At 58.6% G+C, this 23,800-nt stretch carries 18 protein-coding genes and 1 pseudogene; 1 reads left to right on the top strand and 18 read right to left on the bottom strand.

Annotation, left to right across the window (positions count from 1 at the left end; translation table 11 throughout):
- Positions 1–51: 51 nt before the first annotated feature.
- The 6 genes from gfa to AC5P7R_RS17760 all read right to left on the bottom strand — a co-directional run bounded on the left by gfa (position 52) and on the right by AC5P7R_RS17760 (position 5,304).
- Complete coding sequence (gene gfa, locus AC5P7R_RS17785; RefSeq protein WP_005413334.1) at positions 52–627, bottom strand: S-(hydroxymethyl)glutathione synthase; 576 nt, start codon at positions 625–627, stop codon at positions 52–54.
- A 56-nt stretch (positions 628–683) separates the two neighbouring features.
- Entirely contained in the window at positions 684–1,793 is a 1,110-nt protein-coding gene (locus tag AC5P7R_RS17780) for an S-(hydroxymethyl)glutathione dehydrogenase/class III alcohol dehydrogenase (protein ID WP_005413335.1), read from the bottom strand.
- 265 nt (positions 1,794–2,058) lie between these two features.
- Positions 2,059–3,348: an NAD(P)/FAD-dependent oxidoreductase gene (locus tag AC5P7R_RS17775; protein WP_037590709.1), complete on the bottom strand. Its 1,290-nt coding sequence runs from the start codon at positions 3,346–3,348 to the stop codon at positions 2,059–2,061.
- Positions 3,349–3,420: 72 nt separating this feature from the next.
- Entirely contained in the window at positions 3,421–4,293 is an 873-nt protein-coding gene (locus AC5P7R_RS17770; protein ID WP_017354476.1) for a carbon-nitrogen hydrolase family protein, read from the bottom strand.
- The gene (locus AC5P7R_RS17765; RefSeq protein ID WP_017354477.1) at positions 4,290–4,895 is read right to left on the bottom strand and encodes a GNAT family N-acetyltransferase; all 606 of its coding nucleotides are present in this window, start codon (positions 4,893–4,895) and stop codon (positions 4,290–4,292) included. The genes AC5P7R_RS17770 and AC5P7R_RS17765 overlap by 4 nt, the downstream gene beginning before the upstream one ends.
- Before the next feature lies 1 nt (position 4,896).
- A complete protein-coding gene (locus tag AC5P7R_RS17760) occupies positions 4,897–5,304 on the bottom strand; it encodes a ketosteroid isomerase-related protein (RefSeq protein ID WP_017354478.1) in 408 nt (135 codons plus the stop codon).
- Between the two features lie 131 nt (positions 5,305–5,435).
- Here AC5P7R_RS17760 and AC5P7R_RS17755 point away from each other — a divergent pair, with 131 nt between their 5' ends.
- The gene (locus tag AC5P7R_RS17755) at positions 5,436–6,395 is read left to right on the top strand and encodes a LysR family transcriptional regulator (protein WP_017354479.1); all 960 of its coding nucleotides are present in this window, start codon (positions 5,436–5,438) and stop codon (positions 6,393–6,395) included.
- An 85-nt stretch (positions 6,396–6,480) separates the two neighbouring features.
- On the opposite strand, the gene AC5P7R_RS17750 is transcribed toward AC5P7R_RS17755, so the two are convergent.
- The 12 genes and pseudogenes from AC5P7R_RS17750 to modB form a co-directional block, all read right to left on the bottom strand.
- Positions 6,481–9,132 carry an excinuclease ABC subunit UvrA gene (locus tag AC5P7R_RS17750; RefSeq protein ID WP_026070507.1) on the bottom strand — a complete coding sequence of 884 codons (2,652 nt, stop codon included), beginning with the start codon at positions 9,130–9,132 and terminating at the stop codon, positions 6,481–6,483.
- A gap of 41 nt (positions 9,133–9,173) precedes the next feature.
- Positions 9,174–10,502 carry a replication-associated recombination protein A gene (locus AC5P7R_RS17745; RefSeq protein ID WP_005413341.1) on the bottom strand — a complete coding sequence of 443 codons (1,329 nt, stop codon included), beginning with the start codon at positions 10,500–10,502 and terminating at the stop codon, positions 9,174–9,176.
- 54 nt (positions 10,503–10,556) lie between these two features.
- Positions 10,557–11,861 carry an NAD(P)/FAD-dependent oxidoreductase gene (locus tag AC5P7R_RS17740; RefSeq protein ID WP_026070508.1) on the bottom strand — a complete coding sequence of 435 codons (1,305 nt, stop codon included), beginning with the start codon at positions 11,859–11,861 and terminating at the stop codon, positions 10,557–10,559.
- Between the two features lie 15 nt (positions 11,862–11,876).
- Complete coding sequence (fghA, locus tag AC5P7R_RS17735; RefSeq protein ID WP_017354482.1) at positions 11,877–12,707, bottom strand: S-formylglutathione hydrolase; 831 nt, start codon at positions 12,705–12,707, stop codon at positions 11,877–11,879.
- A gap of 68 nt (positions 12,708–12,775) precedes the next feature.
- On the bottom strand, positions 12,776–14,104 hold the full coding sequence (locus AC5P7R_RS17730) for a DUF3422 family protein (RefSeq protein ID WP_026070509.1): 1,329 nt from the start codon (positions 14,102–14,104) through the stop codon (positions 12,776–12,778).
- A gap of 503 nt (positions 14,105–14,607) precedes the next feature.
- The gene (gene frmR / locus AC5P7R_RS17725) at positions 14,608–14,883 is read right to left on the bottom strand and encodes a formaldehyde-responsive transcriptional repressor FrmR (protein ID WP_017354484.1); all 276 of its coding nucleotides are present in this window, start codon (positions 14,881–14,883) and stop codon (positions 14,608–14,610) included.
- A 212-nt stretch (positions 14,884–15,095) separates the two neighbouring features.
- The gene (gene uvrB / locus AC5P7R_RS17720; RefSeq protein WP_017354485.1) at positions 15,096–17,075 is read right to left on the bottom strand and encodes an excinuclease ABC subunit UvrB; all 1,980 of its coding nucleotides are present in this window, start codon (positions 17,073–17,075) and stop codon (positions 15,096–15,098) included.
- A gap of 233 nt (positions 17,076–17,308) precedes the next feature.
- Positions 17,309–18,232 carry a bestrophin family protein gene (locus AC5P7R_RS17715; RefSeq protein WP_227832955.1) on the bottom strand — a complete coding sequence of 308 codons (924 nt, stop codon included), beginning with the start codon at positions 18,230–18,232 and terminating at the stop codon, positions 17,309–17,311.
- Positions 18,233–18,352: 120 nt separating this feature from the next.
- Positions 18,353–20,374 (bottom strand): cache domain-containing protein, encoded by a 2,022-nt coding sequence (locus AC5P7R_RS17710; protein ID WP_197656299.1) that lies wholly within the window; start codon positions 20,372–20,374, stop codon positions 18,353–18,355.
- A gap of 9 nt (positions 20,375–20,383) precedes the next feature.
- Positions 20,384–21,781, bottom strand: coding sequence for a sigma-54-dependent transcriptional regulator (locus AC5P7R_RS17705; RefSeq protein ID WP_026070510.1), 1,398 nt, complete (start codon positions 21,779–21,781; stop codon positions 20,384–20,386).
- 685 nt (positions 21,782–22,466) lie between these two features.
- A pseudogene (locus AC5P7R_RS17700) lies at positions 22,467–23,126 on the bottom strand (ATP-binding cassette domain-containing protein); the annotation flags it as partial.
- On the bottom strand, positions 23,116–23,799 hold the full coding sequence (modB, locus tag AC5P7R_RS17695) for a molybdate ABC transporter permease subunit (RefSeq protein ID WP_005413347.1): 684 nt from the start codon (positions 23,797–23,799) through the stop codon (positions 23,116–23,118). The pseudogene AC5P7R_RS17700 and the gene modB, both read right to left, overlap by 11 nt.
- Position 23,800: the final 1 nt, after the last annotated feature.

Here is a 23,800-nt window from a genome sequence, read left to right as displayed (position 1 = left end):
TACTGTCAGGAAGTACCGCCCCTTGCATGCAAGGGGCGGCATTTACACTGCTTAGGAGAGAACGCCGCTGAGTCGTGCAGCATGCGCGGACAGCGCATCCATGAGCGGCGGGTTCAACACGTCGTACGGCTCCAGGGACAGAGCCTTCAGGCGGCTACGGACGCCGTCCATCTGTTCCGGCCTTGCGCCGCCGCCTTCGATGATCGAAGACACGAATGCGGCGAAGCGCGGTTCTTCCCAGCCCTTCTGTTCGGACAGTTCAACGTGAATGAAGTCCAGGCCGTAGAAGGCATGGGACTTGTTCTCGATGCGGCCAAACATGTGGACACCGCAGTCCTTGCACGCGTGGCGCTGGATGGTCGCAGCCGGATCGACAATCGCCAGCTTGTCGGCATTCGCCGTGATCGAAACGGTATCGCGGGGAACGACACCGACCACGGAGAAGATGGCGCCTTCCGGCTTCCAGCACTTGGTGCAACCACAGGCATGGTTGTGGGCCACATTGCTTGCGACGGAGATCTCAACCGGCTTGTCAGAGCACAGGCACTTCAGCGTGCCGCCCTTGAAGCCGGCGGTTCCGGCAACGACGCCGGAATCGACCGAGGGATGGATAGTTTGGTGTTGCATGGACTTAAACTCCTATTGTTGGAAGTGCAGCACCGGTTGCCCGGTGCTGCGGTGCATCAGTAGTTGATGACAGTACGAATGGACTTGCCTTCGTGCATGAGTTCGAAGGCTTCGTTGATTGCTTCCAGGCCCATCGTATGGGTCACGAACGGAGCCAGATCGATCTCACCCCGCATGGCGTCTTCGACCATGCCAGGCAGCTGGCTACGGCCCTTCACACCACCGAAGGCGCTGCCAATCCAGCGACGACCGGTCACGAGCTGGAACGGACGGGTGGAGATCTCCTGACCAGCACCGGCCACACCGATGACAACGCTCTGGCCCCAGCCGCGGTGTGCACACTCCAGCGCCGAACGCATCACATTGACGTTGCCGATGCACTCGAAGCTGTGATCGACGCCCCAGCCGGTCATCTCAACGATGACTTCTTGAACCGGACGGTCGTAATCCTTCGGGTTCACGAATTCGGTTGCGCCGAACTGCTTGGCCAACTCGAACTTGGACGGGTTGGTGTCCACTGCGATGATGCGACCAGCCTTCGCCTGACGAGCACCCTGGATCACCGCCAGGCCGATGCCACCGAGGCCGAACACGGCCACGCTGTCACCTTCCTGCACCTTGGCCGTGTTGTGCACCGCACCAATGCCAGTGGTGACACCGCAACCGAGCAGGCAGACGTGCTCCGGATTCGCTTCCGGATTGATCTTGGCCAGAGAGACTTCGGCCACGACGGTGTACTCGCTGAAGGTCGAGCAGCCCATGTAGTGATACAGCGGCTGGCCGTTGTAGCTGAAGCGGCTGGTGCCATCAGGCATCACACCCTTACCCTGGGTGGCGCGTACGGCAACGCACAGGTTGGTCTTGCCGCTCTTGCAGAACAGACACTCACCGCATTCTGCGGTGTACAGCGGGATGACGTGATCGCCGGGCTTCACACTGGTCACGCCCTCGCCCACTTCGACAACGATGCCGGCGCCTTCATGGCCCAGCACCACCGGGAACAGGCCTTCAGGGTCATTGCCCGACAGGGTGAATGCGTCGGTATGGCAGACACCAGTGCTGGTGATCTTCACCAGTACTTCGCCCTTCTTCGGCGGAGCAACATCGATTTCGACGATCTCGAGCGGTTGACCGGGACCGAATGCAACGGCTGCACGGGATTTCATGTGAGTTCTCCTTGGGTGTAACGAGATAAGTGCGACAACGGTCTTTGGGGCGAGCTTGATCAGTGGTACATCGGGCGCGCCGCCCCTGGCGCCGGCTCTAGAACGCGTTTCAATCAGGTCGAATGCGCCTACAGCATTCTTCTTGGCGAGCTGTTGGGACCAAGTATTGGACTTCGATGGATTGCTGTATATGGAACAGATTGGATTTCATAATTCCTTGCGTTGGAATTGTTGACTCGCAGCTCCGCCCCTCAGCTCGCCCGCATCAATGCAACTTGAGGCGAGGCTCCGTACTCCGTCCCAATGCGTCTGCCAGCATGCGCGCAACCACCCGGCGTGTACCGAACAGGCTCCTCTGGTGCATGCGATACAGTGAGATGTAGAACATCCTGGCCAGCCAGCCCTCGACCTTGAATGACCCCATGAGGTTACCCATCAGCGTGCCAACGGCGCCCTCCCTCGACAGGGACACCAGCGATCCATAGTCTCGATAGGTGAAGCTGGGCAGCGGGCGTCCCTCGATACGGCGGGTAATCGCCTGCGCAAGGAAGTGAGCCTGCTGATGAGCGGCCTGTGCCCTGGGGGGAACGTTTGTACCGCTGTGTCCATTCGGGCAGGCTGCACAATCCCCGAATGCGAAGATGTTCGGATCCTGCGTTGTCTGCAGCGTTTCAGATACCTCGAGCTGGTTGATGCGATTGGTCTTTAGGTTCCCGAGGGATGCAAGGAAGACGGGAGCACGGATGCCCGCCGCCCATACCTTCAGCCTCGCAGCAACCTTGATGCCATTGGCGAGTTGCAGGCCCTCTTCATCCACTAGGGTCACAGCCGAGCCACACATGACACGAACGCCTTCATGTACAAGTCGCTCGGCGACCGGCAGGCTCACGCGCTCTGGCAGAGCTGGCAGCACTCGCGGACCAGCCTCGATAAGCGTGATTTTCAGATTCTCGGGAGAGATCTTGTCCAGCCCATAAGCGCTAAATTGCCTTGCAGCATCACGCAGCTCGGCCGCCAGCTCGACACCGGTGGCGCCGGCGCCGACGATCGCAACCTCCAGTGTTTCTGACTTGCCGCGCGCTTGCGCGCCCATGTACTCGCTCAGCAGCCGCTTCTGGAAAGCAATGGCGGCATCGGGATCGTCCAGGAACAGGCAATGATCCGCTGCACCGGGAGTTCCAAAGTCGTTCGTTCCGCTACCCACGCTGATCACCAGGGTGTCGTAGGAGATCGAGCGACGGGGCGCAATAACGTTGCCCTCCTCATCGTACAGTGGGGCAAGCTCGATCTTTCTGGACTTCTGATCCAAACCCGTCATCCGCCCCAACTGAAACTGGAAGTGATTCCAGCTAGCCTGGGCGAGATAGTTGAGCTCACTTTCTGCGGCATCCAACGCGCCTGAGGCAACCTCGTGAAGAAGTGGCTTCCACAGATGCGTCATCCGAGCATCGACAAGAGTGACTTTTGCTCGCCCTGAGCGCCCGAGCTTCCGGCCCAGCTGCGTAGCCAGCTCCAGCCCTCCGGCCCCACCACCAACAATGACAATACGATGCATTTTGATTCCCCAGGTATTTGAGTTGCCAGCGACGCCCACGAGCACTTCATGGCCCAGGCATCTAGACGTTGGTTAGTTCAGGACCTCAACGGAATGGAAGCGGAGCTGACCATCCCAATCCTTGTCGACGGCTACCTGCGCTCGTGCACGGCTTGCTTCGAGCGCTGCGAAGTCAATGTCAGCAATCGCCCACTCCTGATCGTCGGAGGTCGCTGCGAGCACGCCGTCACTGGGGAAGCCATGGTCCATCGGTGAGAGGATCATTGCCTCACCGGTGTTGACATCAAGCGCTTCACTCCAGTCGGCGACGCCAGCGGTGACCGCCTTTGCCACGAACATCCGATTCTCAAGCGCTCGCGCTCGGCACCCAACATCGACACGGGTGGCACCGGCGTCGGTGTCGGTGCAACTTGGCACCAACAGCAAGCGCACCCCTGCCTCCTGCTGGAGGCGAACAGGAAGCGGAAATTCGCTGTCATAGCAAACCGCAATCCCGACACGCTTTCCGTCCTGCTCAAACGCCGCGATGCGATCGCCAGGCTCGATGACAACTGCCTGCTTCTCGAAGCCAGTAAGCTGAAGCTTGTCCTGCCATCCGCTGCGACCATCAGCTGTGAACCACCAGGCACGGTTGCGATACATCCCATGGGATGTTGCGGTGAGGAACGTTCCTGCCTGGATGGTCATTCCCAGTTCGACAGCCAAGGTGCTATAGAGCTCACACCATGCGCTCTGATAGATCTGGAGCGACTCCAGGGTGGACCTCAGGCTAAGCTGAAGAGCTTCTGGAAGAGTCGAACCCAGTTCCAGCGACAGGTATTCCGGAAGTACTGCAAGCTCAACTCCTTGTTCCCGTGCGTCATTCAGAATTCGGCGCTGGCGCGCAGCGAACTCGGCAAAGGTCTTCGGACGACCGATCACGTACTTAGCTGCTGCAATCTTCATGTAACGTCCTCCAAGGAACGGAGCCAAAGTGAAAGTGTCTGCTCGGTTTCGTGCGTGGCCCCATGCTGCCGCCAAGGAAGAGCGACCTTCATCGCGCTCTGTTGTGCATACCCACGGCGAGTCCAGAAGCCTTCATTGCTTCGATATCCAGGTGGCCTAAGCGGATCAGTCTCCGACCGAACCACCGACGCGAAAGAAGACCACTTGAAGCCCTTTCGTCGGGCTTGCTCCTCTCTTCGATCAAAGAAGACGTGGCCCAAGCCAGCTCCTCTGTACTCCGGCCTCAGTACGGACTCCCCGCAGTAGAAGACTTCTTCTGGCCGGGGACCGTGCTCCTGGAAGGGACGAATGAAAGCGGCATCGGCGCTCAACAAAGGAAGGCCAGTCGATGCACCTACAACGTCCCTTCCATCCCTGGCCAGGACAACGATGCCCCCGTCAGACGTCGCATAATTGCGGAGGTAGTGACGCTCATAGTCCATGTCTCCTTCGTACAGGTAGGGATAGCTACTGAATATCTCGATCCGCAACTGAGCGACGCGATCGAGCCAGTCCTCGATTTCGGTGCCGACCAGTACCTCTACTCGCACGTTGGTAGCCATTTCAGGGCGCCTTGTGGACCTGGGAAATCCAGTCCTCCAGGTTGTAGTAGTTGGTGACGCGCGCAATCTTTCCATCACGGATGTCAAAGAACGCGCCACCGGGAAGAACATAGATCTGCCCTGCCGCTGCAGGGAGACCTTCGTCCGTGTGGTGGTAGAGTCCGTGCACCACGTACTCCGCGCCGGCACGCGCACCATCGCTGCTGTACATCACCACGATGTCGTGAAGCTGCTCGCTGTAGCAGGAATCCATGCGGCTCAGGAACGCGCGGAATGCGTCGATCCCTACTTCGCGACTCCCCTGATTTAGATCGTGCACAACGTCATCAGTGAGCATCGAGAGCATCGCGTCGCGATCACCGCGGTTGAATGCCTGGTAGTACTCTTCGATGTAGTTGAACTTGCTCATCAGGTTCTCCGGTCAGGTGAGGGTGTGGAGGAATTCTGGAGACCTGAAGAATTGTTGTATATGGAATTGATAGGATTTCATAATTCCCTGAAATGGAATAATATGAGCCCAACGACCATGGGGGCCTTGAGATGAACAGCGAGCTGGATCTTCTAAAGACGTTTAGGGCCGCGGCTGAGGCGCCGAGCTTTCGTGAGGCCGCTGTTCGACTGGGAAGCTCTCCTCAGGCCATCACCCGAGCGATACAGGCCCTTGAAAGTCATTACGGGGAGCTGTTGTTCCACCGAAGCACACGCCAGGTTCGCATCACGGCCTTTGGGGAGGATCTCTTACATCAGCTGCGGCCGGCGCTTGAGGGCTTAGACAAGCTGTGGCGCCCGCGAACCAAGGCGACGGCCTCACAGATTGTGGGCACAGTCCGAATTAGTGCCCCTCACAGCATGGGCTCCAGGGCAGTTCTTGCCGCCTTGGATACAGTGACCCAAAGTCACCCGGGAATTGTCTTGGACGTTCGCTTAAGCGATCGGGTTGCAGACGCTGTCGATGAAGGGATCGATGTCGGAATCCGCGTCGGCTTCATGCGTGATAGCAGATTCATTGCGAAGAAGGCAGGAGAGATGCGACTGCACATCGTTGGCTCCCCCGCACTTGTAGAGAGAATCGGAGCACCAGCGGAGACTAGCGAGCTCTCGCGGTTTCCACTGGTTGCATCGGTGGACATCAATACAGGCAGGCCCTGGCCCTGGTACCTGGCTGGAGGCGTACAGGTGGCGCCGACAGCACCGGTCTTCATTGCAGACAATGCCGACATGGAGATGGCAGGGGTCATTGCGGGCTTGGGGTTTGCCCAACTTGCTGATTACATGGCTGCCCCACTCATTCAGTCAGGTGTTCTGCAGCGTGTGATGGAAGAATTCGATCCTGCGCCGTGGGGCTTGTACGTCTATCGGCCTCAACGCGGCCCAGTCTCACCTCGCGTCAGAGTAGTTTTCGATGCACTCCATTCCGCCGTCGGAGCACTACCAAGCCTTACGCAGATGGCGCCCTCCCCCACCTCGGCCCTAACGCCATCCAAAGCAGGGAAGCGCTAATGCCGAGTCGCTTGGCCGCTCTCTGATACGGGATCTGGCCGCCATGAGCGCCAGGGACGCTCATGGTGGCCAAAAGAGCGTCGGGTCAACCCGCGCGGGCGAGTTCCTCAGCCAAGAAGGGGGCGGTACGGCTTCTCTTCACGCGAGCGACCTGTTTTGGAGTTCCTGCCGCCACGATCTGCCCGCCCGCATCACCGGCACCTGGACCCACGTCGATTACCCAATCCGCCTGAGCAACGGCACGCATGTCGTGCTCAATCATGACCACCGTATTGCCGGCATCAACGAGCCGCTGGAGCTGCACAAGCAGCCTATCCGCGTCCGAGGCATGGAGGCCCGTAGTGGGTTCATCCAGGACATACAGTGTCCGCCCGCGCTGGCTTCGTTGAAGCTCTGTGGCCAGCTTGATGCGCTGCGCTTCACCACCCGATAGCTCGGTAGCCGGCTGGCCCAGTCGAAGGTATCCAAGGCCAATCTCCTTCAGCAACTGAAGTGGGCGAGCGATCGCGTCCTCATCGCCAAAGAATTCACGTGCATCCTCGACAGTCATCCGCAGAACGTCTGCAATGTTCTTACCGTTCCAAAGCACCTTCAGCGTAGCTTCGTTGTATCGCGCACCGTGGCACGTTGGGCACGGTGCATAGACGCTAGGCATAAACAGCAGCTCGACGCTCACGAACCCCTCCCCTTCGCACGTCTCACAACGTCCCTTGGCCACGTTGAAGGAGAATCGACCTGCGTCGTAACGTCGACGCCGCGCATCTGGTGTTGCGGCAAACAGCTTTCGAACATGATCGAAAAGGCCGGTGTAAGTCGCGAGATTCGATCGCGGCGTCCGTCCGATTGGCTTCTGATCAACCTGGACGAGACGCTGAATAGCATCGACATCTCCGCCGAGGTGTCCCCCTGTCGTCTCGATGACGGTTGGCCCGTCTGCTGCCCCCGTTTCCACCGCGTCGTCTTCAGGCTCGTGTCCAAGTTGAAGCATCATCAGCTCCGGCAACGCTTGGGCGACGAGGCTGGACTTGCCCGATCCCGAAATCCCGGTCACCGCGGTGAGGATGCCCAGAGGTATCTTCGCATCAATGCGCTTCAGGTTGTGACGCTGGATGCCCTGAAGTTCCAGCCAACCACTCGCTTGACGCTCTTGGCCACTAGGGGGCGGGACCTTGTCAAAGAGGTACAACGCGGTACGTGACTCGTCGATGTCACGAAGACCATCCGGCTCTCCGCTGTAGAGCACTTTGCCGCCCCGCTCTCCCGCCTCAGGCCCAACATCCACCAACCACTGGGCACGGCGCATCAGCTCCAGATCGTGCTCCACAACAAATACGGAATTACCACCGTCGCGGAGGCGGTCCAAGGCGTCATAGAGAGCCTGGCTGTCGGAGGGATGAAGACCTGCCGACGGCTCGTCCAACACGTACACCACGCCAAAGAGCAGCGAGCTCAACTGCGTGGCGAGTCTCAATCGCTGCAGCTCGCCAGCGGACAATGTCGGCGTAGCGCGATCCAAAGTTAGATAGCCAAGCCCAAGGCCACGCAACTGACTGATTCGGCTCATCACTCCACTAGCGAGGCGCTGCGCGGCCAGGCGCTTCTCCTCCGACAGCGCTGAGGTGCGGCGGACGTCAGGAGACACCGCGTGGACCGCCCGCCCACTGGCCGCCCTATCGGCGCGATCACGACGGGTGGCTTCCTTGTTCGCCTTGCCCCCGCCAGCATGAGCACTGAAGTCTCCTTGAGAAATGGGCTCGAGCAGGGAAGCCAGTTGGTCAAGAGGCATCTGCATGAATTGACCAATGTCCACACCCGCAAATGTCACTGACAGCGACTCTGCCTTAAGGCGCTTGCCATGGCAGGTGGGACAAAGCTTACCCTCCATGTATCGCGATACGCGGCGCCTCATCAGGGCACTTTGCGTGTTAGCAAACGTGTGCAGGACATACCTACGGGCGCCAGTGAAGGTTCCCATGTAGCTCGGCTCAGTTTTACGCTTCAGGGCCGCACGCGTCTCCGCCGGCGTGAACCCAGCATAGACCGGCACAGTGGGCGACTCCTCGGTAAACAGAATCCAATCGCGGTCTTTCTTGGGAAGGTCCTTCCAAGGCCTATCAATGTCGTAGCCCAGCGTCACCAGAATGTCGCGAAGGTTCTGCCCGTGCCATGCAGGTGGCCACGAAGCAATGGCACGCTCACGGATGCTCAGCTTTGGATCCGGCACCATGAGGGCCTCTGTCACCTCGTACACATGGCCAAGGCCATGGCAGGTCGCGCATGCGCCCTGGGGAGTATTGGGTGAGAAGTCCTCGGCATAAAGCATAGGCTGATCAGCCGGATATGCTCCCGCGCGGGAATACATCATACGAATGAGGCTGGATAGCGTGGTGACGCTACCCACCGAAGATCGCGCATTGCTGGCACCACGCTGCTGCTGCAGCGCTACTGCCGGCGGGAGTCCATCGATGGAGTCAACATCAGGGACGCCTGCCTGATCGATTAGGCGTCGAGCATAGGGAGCAACGGACTCAAAGTACCTCCTTTGAGCTTCCGCATAGATTGTCCCGAATGCAAGAGATGACTTCCCGGAACCGGATACACCGGAAAAGACGACCAGTGCGTTGCGAGGAATTGAGACATCAACGTCTCTAAGGTTGTTCTCACGCGCACCGCGCACCTCTACAAGGCCGCTTGCTGCGACACTGCAGGAAGCTTCACCGAATGTGGCGTTTGGCATGTGCATGTCTCTGTAGGTTGTAGACGTTAAGTTCAGCTGGATCACTGGCCCGAAGAGGGATCGGCTTCGGTTTGCGATGCCTCTTCATCCAAGGCTCGCTGCCATGCCTGTCTCTCAGCCAAGGCGCGCTCAGCTCCCCGATCAGTGGGCCGATACCAGTTCGGCCTCTCCACACCCTCCGGCAGGTACGTCTGTCCAGCTGCGTAGCCGTCTGGCTCATGATGCGCGTAGCGATATGCTTGTCGATACCCCATCTGCCTCATAAGCTTCGCTGGAGCATTCCGAAGATGCATGGGAACTGGTAATGATCCGTGCTCCTTGACGAAGGCCCTTGCTAGATCCCAAGCCGCATAGGACGCATTCGACTTGGGGGAGAGCGCCAGATAGGTCGCAGCCTGGGCCAAGACAATTTCACCTTCAGGAGAGCCAAGTCGCTCATACGCCTGCGCAGCGTGGATGGCCAAGTGCAGAGCGCCCGGATCAGCATTTCCGATATCTTCGCTTGCCATAACAATCATTCGACGTGTGACCTGGCTCACGTCCCCGCCCCCATCCAGAATGCGCGCTAGCCAGTAGAGGGAGGCGTCGGGATCAGAGCCACGCAGTGATTTGTGAAACGCGGAGAGCTGCCAATAGAACTCGTCCCCGCCCTTATCGAATCGACGCAGTGACGGGCTGGTGGAGCGCTTGGCAAACTCAAGATCCACCTCTTCCACCCGCTTCTCAGAGGCCGCAGTTGAGACCTGCTCGAGAAGATTCAGGAATCTGCGGCCATCACCATCAGCGAAGCCCTTCAGCAGCTGCAATGCGGGATCGGAGAGGTCAACGCCTCGCAAGTGAGGTCTGGCGCGTTCGTAGAGCTTCTCAAGATCTGCGTCAGACAGAGGCTCAAGTGTGTACACCTGCGCGCGCGAAAGCAGCGCCGAGTTAACGGCCAGTCCTGGATGCTCTGTGGTGCCGCCCACCAGCGTGAGTAGCCCTGATTCAACGTGAGGTAGCAGCGCATCCTGCTGGGCCTTGTTGAACCGGTGAATTTCGTCGACGAAAAGTACCGTGGAGCGACCGCGGACGTCGAGTTCGGCCCGCGCATCATCAATGGCCTGCCTGATGTCCTTTACCCCGGCGAGTACGGCGGAGATCGCAATGAAGTGACTGTCAGTCACCATCGCTGCGAGGCGCCCCAGGGTGGTCTTACCGACGCCCGGGGGCCCCCACATGATGAAGGAGTGCAGACTTCTTGCTTCAAAGGCAAGACGCAAAGGCTTCCCCGGCCCCAGCAGGTGTTGCTGCCCAACGAACTCGTCGAGAGACTTCGGTCGTAGCAGTTCGGCCAGTGGTGCCCTTGGTTTCGCTGTGAATAGATCTGCCAAGGTGTTCTCCTTCGGGAAGTCAGTTGCGAGTGTGCATTCAGAGCGTCTTGGCCCCTATTTCAGCTTCCCATCCAATGAGCCGCTTGTGGCATTGCTTGCTTTTTCACGGAGGATGATGCGAGCCCCTCTGTATCCAACGCTGTGATTCCATACCCAGCTCATTGCGACGCTCAGGCGATTTCGCACTCCGATAAGGAAGTAGATGTGAGCGAGCTTCCAGATCCACCATGCGATTCCTCCGCTCAGCTTTAGCTTCCCCATATCGATTACTGCAAGGCTGCGTCCAATCGTGGCGAGGTTGCCCTGGTGCCGGTACTTGAATGCAGCGGTCCTCCGCGCCCCTGTTATCAGCCCTTCAATCTGGCCCGCGACGTACTTGCCTTGCTGCTTGGCCGCCGGCGCGATTCCAGGAACGGTCTTTCCGTCCGCAGTGGCTGATGAAGCAGTGTCCCCGATCACGAAAATGTTGGGGGAACCAGGCACCGTTAGATCAGGGCCGACGATTGCGCGCCCCGCCCGATCTGATTCGGTGTCGAGCCAACGTGCGGCTGGAGACGCCTGAACTCCCGCTGCCCAGACGATTGTGGATGCCGCCAGCTTCTTGCCATTGAGCATCACCCCATCAGAGGCGCACTCGGTGACAGGGGCCCCCAACAAAACGGATACCCCAAGCTTCTCGAGGGCGCGCCTCGTGTACTCGGAGAGCTTTTCAGGAAAGACGGGGAGCAGCCGCGGACCCGCCTCAATGAGAAATACCCGGGTTTTGCTGGGATCAACTGACCGAAAGTCATCCTGCAGCGTGCCACGCGCCAGCTCCGCGATGGTTCCGGCAAGCTCGACACCTGTAGGCCCACCACCAATGATCACAAAGGTTTGAAGGGCCTCTCGAACCTCGGGATCATTGCAGAGCTCCGCTTGCTCGAACGCGCTCAAGATCCTGCCTCGAATGGTTGTTGCATCCTCCAGGCTCTTCAGGCCTGGAGCGTACTTCGACCATTCGTCATGCCCAAAGTAGGCATGTGTTGCTCCCGTAGCGAGCACAAGGGTGTCGTAAGGGTATCGAGTGCCGTCCTGAAGGATCACTTGGCGGGCAGCTTTATCCACACCCTCGACCTCCGCCATGAGGGTTCTGACCTCCGGGCGGTCACGGAACAGATAGCGGATCGGCCATGCGATCTCCGACGGTGACAGTGACGCACCAGCCACCTGGTAGAGCAGCGGCTGGAACAAGTGATAGTTCCGCCGGTCAATGATTGTTACATCGACATCCACTCCTTCAAGGTGCGTGGCGGCCTCCAGTCCGCCGAAGCCCGCCCCAACGATCACAACTTGATGACGATTTCTGGAGGTCTTGATCACGGCAGCACTCCTTGGTTAGGTGTTCAGCGCCGATGCGTGGTGCTTGAGATGATCGGCAATGAAGCTGGAGATGAAGTAGTAGCTATGGTCGTAACCATCGCGAAGGTTCAGCGAAAGCGGATGATTCACCTTGGCGCATGCATCTTGAAGCAGTTCGGGGCGGAGCTGATTCTGCAAGAAATCATCGCTGAGCCCTTGATCCACGAGCAGGGGCAGGCGCTCCTTTGCATCTGCAATCAGCTCCACGGCGTCATACTGCCGCCACTGCTCCTGATCTCCCCCCAAGTAGGCCGAAAACGCCTTCTGGCCCCAAGGAGCCTGGGTGGGTGCCACGATCGGAGAGAAGGCGGATACGCTGCGATAGCGACCTGGATTTCGCAAAGCGATGACCAAGGCACCGTGGCCGCCCATTGAGTGGCCGCTAATTGAGCGAGCCTGGCTAACAGGGAAGTTCTTCTCAACGAGAGCAGGCAGCTCACTTACAACGTAGTCATACATGCGGTAGTGGTCGGACCACGGTGCCTCGGTGGCATTGACGTAGAACCCCGCACCTTGGCCGAGATCGTAAGCTGGATCATCCGCGACGGACTCTCCGCGCGGACTTGTATCCGGAGCAACGATGGCAATGCCATGCTCAGCAGCGAGCTGCTGCACTGCAGACTTGGTGATGAAGTTCTGCTCTGTGCACGTCAGGCCAGAGAGCCAGTAGAGAACAGGTACCGGGCCGCTGGACGCCTGCGGAGGGAGATAGACTCCAAACTTCATGGTGCAACCAAGGCTGGATGATTCATGCTGGTAGACGTCCTGCCATCCACCGAAGCTTGCGTGACGCTCAATGCGTTCCATTGTTCTTTCCTCTGAGTTGAATTTGATAGGCCATCTATCGCGAATCGAATGTGGCCTTAAGCGAGGCTTTAGGCCTTGTCCTCGACTGCCGAGTCACCGTGTGCATGCCTGATCCTTCGGACAATCCACCAAATCAGCAGCAATACAGCGGGAACCAAGATCGCAGTGACGGTTGCTGCGATGTCATGCGTCCCAGGCAAACCCTTGAGCAGGTATGCGAGAAGACTCACGACGTAGTACGAGATGGCGGCCACCGACAAACCTTCCACCGTCTGCTGCAGGCGCAGCTGAACCTTCGCCCGTTCATTCATGGACGCCAGTAGGTCGCGGTTCTGCCGCTCGAGCTCAACATCAATCCACGACCGGAGGAGCGAGATCGAGCGCGTCAACTTGTCTGAGAGCTTCCCCTGTCGCTCCTTCACTGACTGGCAAGTTCGCATGGCCGGTGCAATCCTTCGATACAAGAAGTCCGCCCAGGTGCTATAGCCGGCAACTTGATCCTCCGCCAACGCATCCAGTCGCTCTTCAACAATTTCGTAGTAAGCCCGACTTGCACCAAACCTATAGAGATTTGCCGCGGCGTCCGCCTCCAACTCTGCAGCCAGGCTGGTCAAATCCGAGAGGAGCACGTCACTGTCACGACGTCCGCCGGAGGCCCTGCGCATCTCTTCAGTAATTGCAGCCAGACGCGCCTCCATGCGACGAAGATTCGACGTCATGGAACGAGTCAGCGGTAGCGCTAGGAGGGCAAGCGTTCGGTATGTCTCGACCTCGAGCAGTCGTTGCGCCAGCGCTCCTGCCCGCGCCGGAGTCAGGTCGCGATCAAGGATGAGCATGTGGGTTAGCCCTTCCTCGTCTTGACGGAAGTCGGTCACAATGGCCGCGGCACCGTTCTCAACCAGCGAGTAGCAGCGGCTGACGGGATCAAAGCAATCTATTTCCTTCTCCGCCTCCGCGGTCCAAGGCAAAAGCCTGACGCTAACAGCCGAGATCACGGGTCCTGGCGGCTTGAATCCCTGTCTAAACGGGTTGTCCCCACAAGGCTCACCTGTTTCTGAGCTCAGTGGTGCGCTCCAGAGGTAGGAAGAGAACTCAGTGTGCTTCTCGCAGTGCAGATCACCCTCATTCCACGTAAGCGCGTGATGAGGTGTGGTGTGATCCTCGACTGCAGCCCCCATACGACCTGAAAGATCGTCGATCGCGGCACGATCTCGACTCATGTCCCCTTCTGTCATGAAGGAGAGCTGGAGAAGGCTTCGCGGAGACTGGGTGAGAAGGTGCGGTCGCGCATGGACTTCCTCAACGGCGGCGCGGCGGTCCGCGTGCGCCGGCATCCCATATACGTAGCCTTCTGCTGGCGTGCCTGCAGCTTGGCTCAGGCCGGATGGGTCATTCATACATAGCCTCAAGAATGGATGATCTTCTAAACACCGCTCACGGGAGGTCTATCACTTGCTTGTGCGATAGCTCAGCGAAAGGTCGTGTGGTGGAGCCGGCTCTGGTGTAGGGCGGTAGTGGGAACCACAACAAGCTGGGAGGACAGCACCGCATAGATCGCAGGCCCTTGCTCTCCCACCTTCCAGCCAGGCGCGGACCGCATGGGAGTCGCAACGAGGCTGGAAGCTCACTTCAAAGGGCCTCCCATGACTCAGTCAGATGCCGAAGGCAACGATGCCGACAGAGATTGCCCGCTCCAAGAAATACAGACAGGCGCAACTCGACTGACATCATCCAGCATGCCTTGGAGCCTCCTGGAAAGGCCTCAACGTCCTAGTCGTGACGCCCTAACCCACGAAGGGGTTAGGAATGGCGGGTTCTACTTGGAAATGAAGTAGTTCGGACACCCATAGATTGCCTCCTCTACTTAGTACTAGCGCCATCAAGCAATGTCGCGAACTGACTAACGGAGATAGGAGCGGACAATAGAGATGGTCTCGTCAATCGACTTCCTTTGAGAGTCGGTGTGGGTGTCGCTATGCGGGAACTCTTCACGCAGATAGCTCTCCAGAACCGTCGCCATCAAACCATTGACCGCCCCGCGCACAGCAGCAAGCTGCTGAAGTACTGCAGCACATTCCGCCCCGCTCTCCAGAGCCTGCTCCAATGCAGCCACCTGTCCGCTGATCCGACGTACGCGGGTAAGGGCCTGCTTTTTCTCCCGAGGGCTGTGAGGCATTGCGCACCTGTCCGTATCACATGAGGGAACGATACTATACTCCCCGATAGTATGCAAGCTAGCAATCTGCGAGGGTCTTTAACTCCGTCAACTGAGTCTGCGCCTGATTTCGAGCCGCCGCCAGAGGCCAGTGACAGACCCCTCCCGCCCCACCCCCACACCACAAAAGGCGGGCTCCTGTAGGAGCCACGCCCCACCACTCGAAAGAGTGGTTACATGTAGATGAATTGGCGGTATAGCTTGTCTAGCTCCAGCCTGACGAACTCGATCTCCTCCTCGTCCCCGGCATCAGAGAGCTCCAGAAGCTGTCGCTCCTTTGATGTAATTCGATCACAGAGGTCTTTTAGGTTGGCGCAGAACTCCGCTGAATGGGCTTGCGACCGGTCAGGTCGAGCCTCTGTTGATCCCAACATTCCGCGAGACGTTGACGGGGTGATGCCGAACTCCTCATTGAACGCGATCTGATGCTGTCGCCTGTCATCAGTCTCAGAAATGGCCTGCCGCATCGCACTAGTGATCGTATCGGCATACATGATCGCCTTACCGCGCGAGTTTCTTGCGGCTCGTCCAATCATCTGAATGAGGGCCTGGCTCGACCGAAGGAAGCCCGCCTGGTCCGCATCAACGATAGCGACCAGAGAGGCCTCAGGAATATCGAGCCCCTCTCTCAGCAGGCTGATACCCACTAGCACATCGAACTCGCCGGCCCTCAGCCCATTGATGATCTCAACTCGATCCTCTGCCTTGATATCCGAGTGCATGTACTTCGCACGCACCCCTTGATCCTCGAGGAACTCGCACAGCTCCTCAGCAGACACCTTTGTCAGCGTGGTCACCAAGACCCTGTCGCCCTCTCGTACACAACGGGCGATCTCTGACAGAAGATCGTGCCTGTAGCCCTCCCTCGGCCTCACCTCTACCAGCGGATCGAGCAAGCCAGTGGGCCTGATGAGCTGGTCAATCAATCTTCCCTTGGATCTCCCAATCTCATAGGCGCCAGGCGTAGCCGAAACGAAGATCGTCTGGGGCTTGATGGCTTCAAACTCAGAGAAGCTAAGCGGTCTGTTGTTCATCGCCGAAGGTAGACGGAACCCGTACTCGATTAGAGTATCCTTCCTGCTCTGATCGCTCCTGAACATCGCCTCGATCTGAGGAACCATGACGTGCGACTCATCAACAAATAGCAGGCCATCCTTCGGGAGGTAGTCCATGAGTGTCGTCGGCCTAGCTCCTGAAGGCTTCGAGTTCAGGTAACTGGAGTAGTTCTCCATGCCAGAGCAATATCCCAGCTCCCTCATCATCTCCACGTCGTTCGTGATCTTCTCGTAAAGCCTATTTGCCTCAACGATTCGACCAGATGCGTTGAGCTCCGTCACCCTGGCCTCCAAATCCTTGAGGATGGCCTTCGTAGCCTCATTGATTTCTGTTTTGGGGCTTGCGAAGAGTGTCTTTGGAGAAACGAGGTAGCGCGTCTCATCGCCAAGCTTCTTCCCTGTAACCGCATCAATCCAGGTGAGCGACTGCACTCTCCCCTCGTCCGTGAGCTCTACTCTAATTGCCTTGTACTCAGAGTCGGCGGGAAAAATATCGACCACATCGCCAGACACACGGAACGTGCCACGCTTCAGGGTCCGCTCAGTCCTGTCGTACTGAAGCGATGCAAGCCGACGCAGGAAGTCCCTCTGATCCAGTTCGATTCCAAGCGCAAGCTCAACCTGCAGATCCCGGTAGCTCTGTGGGTCTCCCAGTCCATAGATTGAGGACACCGAAGCGACAACAATCACGTCTCTACGCTCAATCAGAGACTTCGTAGTCGATAGTCGAAGCCTCTCAAGGTGATCATTGATGGCTGAGTCTTTCTGGATGTAACGATCGCTACCTGGGATATAGACCTCTGGCTGGAAGAAGTCGTAGTAGGAAACGAAATACTCCACGGCGTTCTCGGGGAACAGCGCCTTCATCTCCCCGTAGAGCTGAGCAGTCAACGTCTTGTTTGGCGCAAGAATGAGCGTGGGTCGCTTCAGCCGATGGATCACATTGGCCATCGTGAAGGTCTTCCCTGACCCTGTAATTCCCTTCAAGGTCTGATGTGTTGCTCCCTCCTCGATGCCAGCAATTAGCCTGGCAATCGCTTCGGGTTGATCCCCGGCCGGCGTATGATCCGAATGCATTACGAACATATCTGTTGACATCACTTACGCTCCTACTGGCTCATTCTTGATCGTTAGAGGAACTATTCCCGTCTCACAGACTCCATCCCATATGTGCGAGCGGAACCAAGGGGGCTGTACGAATGCTATCTTTGGGCGAGTTCCTTTCAGGTGAGCCTGGCAACCCATGCCTGACTAGCGCTAGGGCGTGAGCTGGCATGTCGTTACATGCCGGAGCGGCCTCAGAAGTGCACCCGCCGCCCTCCGCTCACGCCTCACTCCTCCCTACCTGGCTGCTGTACCGACTCCTGATCGACCGCAGTCAGAGCCAGCGTTGACATTAGCTCTGTCTCGATCGTCCTCTGCATTGAGTAGATCGGGAGCGCGTTCGGCGCGGAACTGAATGGCTCCTCCAGCTGACGGCCCAGCGCATCGAGACCAAAAAACGTGTACGCCACAATGAGCACCGGTAAAAAGGTCCACCACCCCAATGTTCCTGCCAGCGCAAAAGGAAGTGTTGTGCAGAATACGATCGCAGTCCGGTGAAGCAGCAGCGAATACGAGAATGGAATCGGAGTATTGAGTATCCTCTCGCACCCCCCCTGGATACGAGCCAAGTTGGCAAGCTGCTTATCCATCACCGAGTACTGAATCGAGTCGATCCTTCCCTCATGAGCCAGATGGGCAAGCTTCAAGCCAATGCCCTGGAGCACAGCGTCCGTCGGATTCGGGCCTTGTGATGCCTTGCCAATATCCCACCAAGGTGCGATCGCATGGGCTTCGTCGGCCCGGCGCAGTCGAGAATAGAGGCCAGCACTGAAGCCACACAGGCCTCGCAGGATCTGTGCTCGGCTGTTTGGATCCAGCAGGGACGTCTGCCTGGCTATTGAGCGACACGCTATGACCAGGTCACCCCAAAGGTGCCTCGCCTCCCACCATCTGGAGTAGCAAGCGTTGTTTCGAAAGCTCATGAATACGGAAAGTGCGATACCAATGAGCGTGAACGGAACGGCACTGAAGCGAGCAAAGATTCCTGGATGCTCCGTTGATGCGAGCACCGCTCCTGCGGTCACAATGCTAATCAGTAGTAGATGCAATGCGATCCTGGGCAGGATGGTACCCCTGACGGCAAACGCAACGTCCCACAACGTCGGCTGCCTTCGCATTCTCGTTTCAACATCTGGGAGACGGTGTGTCATGCCAACCTCTGATTCATTGATCGACTGCTGGCGTCGATACGCCTAGGCAACAAATTCCTTCCACTTGAGTTCGAAATGCGAATGACATCACGCCGTTCGCATGACACTGCTACAGCAGGTCTAAAGCAGTTCATCGTCGGCAGCCTCGGGCATCCATAGTTCAATGACCGTCCCTGTCAGGCCGGTTCTCACTACCGACAGGCTGCCACCGTGGCGGTTGGCAAGCATCTGACTGATGGAAAGACCCAGCCCAGTACCTTGACGATGTTTGGTCGTAAAGAATGGCTCAAAAATTCGGACCAGAATGTCCTGAGGAATGCCGCTTCCAGTATCTGAGACTCGCAAAGCGACGCCAGGGTGACCATGAACGTCGTCAACGTCCAACGTCGCCAATCCCAGCGTTCCGCCCTTCTGCATGACATAGATTGCATTGATCAGGAGGTTCACAAGAATTTGCTGCAGCTCGCCCCGATTGCCCGTTACGAGCCGTGTGGACAGGAAGTTCTTCTCTATCTTCACGGGATGGCGCTTGATGAGGTGTTGAATCAGGGGCAGCGTCTCCAACATCAGCGTGGCAGGCTCTAACAGCTCACTATGACCGGAGTACTCACTGGGCTTGGAGAACTGCAGCAACTTGGAAACAATGGTGCTGATACGCCCAATTTGATGCTCAATGAGGTCAATCTCTTCTCCAAACCCTTGACCCTCGGGCTCCCTGATCGAGTCACGCAGAAGCTCGAGGTTCCCCTGCATGACGGCAAGCGGATTGTTGATCTCGTGCGCTATTCCTGCTGCGATCTCGCCAATTGTTGCCAGCTTCTCAGTGACAATCAGGTGCTGGGTCGTCTCTTCCAACCGTCTATTGGCTAGTGCGAGACCAGCAGTTCGCTCCTCTACCCTGGAATTGAGCTCCTCGTTCCAGGCGACCAGCTGCCGTTCCTTCTCTTCCAGCTGACAGAGCAGCTGGTCCAAGTGCGAAGCGACACGTCCGATTTCATCATTGGATGCCCCTGCTCCGGAGCGAGCACTGCGGTCGCCCGCCTTGACCCGTCCAATTGCCTGATCCATCCGCTCAAGTGGCTTGAACACGCCGCGAGCGATGTACAGAAAAAGGGGTACGGTGATGACTGCAACAAGGAGGCAACCGAACACGATCGCTCCGATGGAATTTCGACGGGCGGTGGTGAATGGCTCCTCCAGAAAGCCCACGAAGAGCATACCAATAGGTACGCCCCGGCCATTGAGAATGGGCATATAGCCGGCAATGTACCAATCATTGACTACGTAGGCTCTCGCCTGCCAGGTCTTTCCCTGGCCCAGCACGGCCTCGGCCACTTCAGAAGACACCCGTGTCCCCGACGCTGGGTTCCCTCCCGCCAACAACGCGTTGGTGCTGATGCGGGTATCACCAAGGAAGATGGAGGCTATCCCTGTTGCGCCAGTACGCAGGGCCTTATCTCGGTAGACAAGATCAGTGATCTGCTTGATGAACTCGGTGTTGTGGTTCAGCAGAGTACCCGCAATCAAGACGCCAACCTGATTGTTTGGAAGTGCAACCGGCGTTGCAGCTTGAATCATTAGGCCCCGCTTCTCACTCTGGGCCGAATCGACAGGATTCCTTGCGTTATGCGGACGAATGACCTCGGCCCGTGCGGCGAGCTTTGGGGAGATCTCCATCAGATCGTCCCGGCTTACCACCCCCACCTCCACGCTGGACGCTCCCTTCAGGGCCTTTTCGATGACTGACCAGTCCAAGTCAAGCTCAGCTGGCGAGGCCGGCTCACTACTAGCCAACAAGCGACCGTTTGAATCCAACAGTGCGATGAAGTCTAGTGAACCACCTTGGGCTTTCGACGCTAGTAGGCTGCCAAGCTCTGCATTCTTGTTGACCCCCTGGCTAATGACGCCATGGAAGCTCTGCGAATCAGCAATCGCAGCCAGCGTCGCGCGGTCGTTGACGAGCAGCTGGTTCATGTACTGTCCCGCAACTTTCAGGTCCCCGCCAACCTTCGAGGCGAGCAGTCGGTCGAAGCGCAAATCCCATTGGTAGATGAGTCCGCCGACGATAGCCGGCAGGATCACAAACATTGGAAGGATCGCGATTAGAAGCAGGCGGAAGCGAACTGAGCGCGCTCGGTTCATTGCAGATTCCTAGGCTGATACATTCCAACTGGAGCACTTACGATCAATCGTCTTTCGCGATATGCCCAAGATCGTGGCCGCTCTTTCGCGATCTCCGCCAGTCTCACGAAGCACTGCAAGGATGTGCCTGCGCTCGACCTCCGAGAGCAGCCGGCTTCGTGGGTCAGAGAGTGACTCCAACCGCTCAAGCTGAGTCGGAAAGTGTCCGAGTATCAGGCTACGCTCAACGTAGTTGTGAAGCTCGCGGACGTTCCCGGGCCACGAGTAGCTCTGAAGATATGCCCGGATCCTTTCGTCGATCGGAATCGGTTGAAGGCCAAGCTGCAGCCCCAGCTCACGCATGAAGCCCGCCGCCAGCTCCAACACATCAGCGCCGCGGTCATGAAGGCGAGGAAGCGACACCTCGAGAACGTTGATGCGATAGTAGAGATCCGACCGGAATGTTCCATTCTTCACTTCCGCAACCAAATTCTTGTTGGTTGAGAAGATGAATCTGACATCGATCGGAATCTCCCGATCTGCGCCAACTGGTCGTATCCGTCTATCTTCAAGCATCCTTAGCAGCTTTCCTTGGAGAGCCAAGGGAAGATCAGCGACTTCGTCAAACAGCAATGTTCCGCCTTCTGCATAGGCGACCAGTCCTTGGCGAGACGAGTTCGCTCCACTGAACGTTCCTTTGAGACTCCCGAACAGTTCAACGTCAATCAACTCGCTGGGAACAGCTGCACAATTTATTGGAATGAAAGGATGAGATGCCCGTGCGGACAACGCGTGCAGCGATCTTGCGGCAACCTCCTTTCCAGAGCCGGATTCTCCAGTGAACAGCACGCTACTGGGCAGTGGTGCGACCTTCGCGATCAGATCCTTGGTGGCCTGAATCGCACGCGAGCTACCTGTGAGCCTGTCTCGAAGCGCAGCTGGTGCACCGGAGCCATGTAGCTCGTGACGGAGAATGGCATTCTCCCGCCGTAGGCGACCGCGTTCCAGGCAGCGCGATATAGCGGCCAGCAACTGATTGGTTCTGAAAGGCTTGAGAAGAAAATCAGCCGCTCCCGCGCGGATAGCGCCGATAGCGGAATCCAAGTCTGCGTACGCAGTAATCAGAATGAAGTCGGCCAAGACCCCTCCCCTGCGCTGGTCCTCCAGCCACGCGATGCCACTCTTCCCTGGCAACACGTTGTCCACAATCACGATGTCAAAGTGGCGCTCCGTCAGATGCTGCTCCGCTTCAATGGTGTCAGCTGCAGCTTCCACAACTTTGCATCGCGGTCGCAAGGCACGAACCAAGAAGCTACGCATGCCAGGTTCGTCGTCAACGATCAGTATCGATGAGCGCGCAAGGTCCGGCCATGCAAGATCGCCGTTTGCGCGCTCTTCGGAAGATTGGTTGGCGCTCTTTGGCGTCATGTTTCCCTCAGTACAATTGAAGCGTGGCTAGTTCCGTCGATTCGTGTTCGAGTTCATTTCGATCTTTCGACCGCTAGATGACGGGTGACATATCGAACAAAACACCCCCTCTCACGACGTAGGACGTTGTGCACCAAAGGCCAGTCTGAGACGTTCAATGCTGTCGACCTCAGTCATATGCCAATCCGGAACTCTTGCCCTACGAGCCTAGTATCGACCTCTTGGTGGCCAAACGGACCGGGGGCTCCTCGCCATATTGCCCAGAGCGCCAATGGCCTCCGTGCCCCTCCAAGCCCCTCGGCGGTCGGTCGCCACGGGAGGCTGGAGAAGTCTCGCTCCCTTCGAGCGGATCATTACGCCAATTCGGCCATATGGGAAGCGCTGGGTGCGCGTTGTCCCCGCCTCGGCCGGAGCCACGCAGCGCGGCCAAGCGCGGGCGAGTCGATCCGCCTTGCAAGAAGGTCCAGGCCCTACCGCTCGCCTACCGGCATAGAGATGCCTATGCACCAGGGTCGTCTCCCATTTGCGCGGCTCGCGGGCAGATGTATCGTGGCTTTGGACTCTCTGAGTCTCCGACTGACTGATGGTTGCTCTTCCCCTCAAGACCCGGGCTTGTTGGGGAGCCGACTAAGGATGGTAGAAGGCGGGGCTGACGGGTCGGCCTCTGACGCGAGCCGGGAGGAGAGATCAGTCGCCCATTTTCGATGCAGGCGATCTGGCCCCCAAATATCTCAATGTCGTTGGGATCATGGCTGATCAGCAGCAGTGGAATACCGGCCCCGTCCAGCACGGCCTCCAGCTCCTGCCGCAAGTGCTGGCGAAGATCCTGGTCCAGCGCGGAGAACGGTTCATCCAGCAGCAGCGCCTGCGGCTGCGTCACCAAGGCGCGTGCCAAGGCGGTACGCTGGCGCTGGCCGCCGGACACCTGCGAGGGCAGCAGATCACCCACCGTATCGATGCGGAATGCGTGCAACCACTGCTCCACCGCATCGAAGCGCTGGCCGACCCGCGGATTCAACCAGCCCTTCTGCAGACCGAACGCCACGTTCTGGCGCACGCTCAGGTGTGGGAACAGCGCGTAATCCTGGAACACGTAGCCCAGCCGGCGGTGCTGCGGCGGCAGATCCACACCGGTGGCCGCATCGAACAGGGTCTGCCCCTGTAGGCGCACATGACCCTGGCCCGGCCTCAGCAGCCCGGCCACCGCCTTCAGGGTCAGGCTCTTGCCCGCGCCCGAGGGCCCGAACAGCACCACCTGCCGCTGCGTGCACTGCAGCGACACGTCCAATACGAAATCCTGGCCGGCCGCCTGCAGGCGACGCTGCACCTGCAGGTCAAGCCACATCACGCAGCTCCCGGCGACGTCCGCCCACCAGCCGCGCGGCCAGCAGCAGGATCACGATGCACACCACCGAGGTCAGGATCACCAGCGCATTGGCCTTGCCGTCCTGGCCGGCCTGCACCGCTTCGTAGATGGCGATCGACAGCGTCTGCGTGCGGCCGGGAATGCTGCCCGCCACCATCAGCGTCGCGCCGAACTCGCCCATCGCGCGTGCAAACGCCAGCAGCAGGCCGGCGAGGATGCCGCGCCACGCCAGCGGCAGCGTGATGCGGAAGAACACCGCTGCTTCGGACACACCGAGCGTGCGTGCGGCCTGCTCCAACTGTCCATCCACTTCCTCGAACGCCGCGCGTGCCGGCTTGAACACCAGCGGCAGCGAGGCCACCGCCGCAGCGATCACCGCCGCCTGCCAGGTGAACACCAGGTTGATGCCGAACCACGACTGCAGCCACGCGCCGATCGGGCCGTTGCGGCCGATCAGCACCAGCAGGTAATACCCCAGCACGGTCGGCGGCAGCACCATCGGCAGGGTCAGCAGCGAATCCAGCAGCTCACGGCCAGGAAATCGCCGACGTGCCAGCAGCGCGCCCAGTGCCACGCCCAGCACCAGATTGATCGCGGTGGCCCAGCCGGCCACCTTCAGCGACAACCACAGTGCGCTCCAGTCGAGATCCATG

The organism is Stenotrophomonas sp. YJH_SMC_27 (assembly GCF_059369815.1).
The sequence above is the reverse complement of the archived record's forward strand: the minus strand, read 5'-3'. Positions and strand labels throughout refer to the sequence as shown.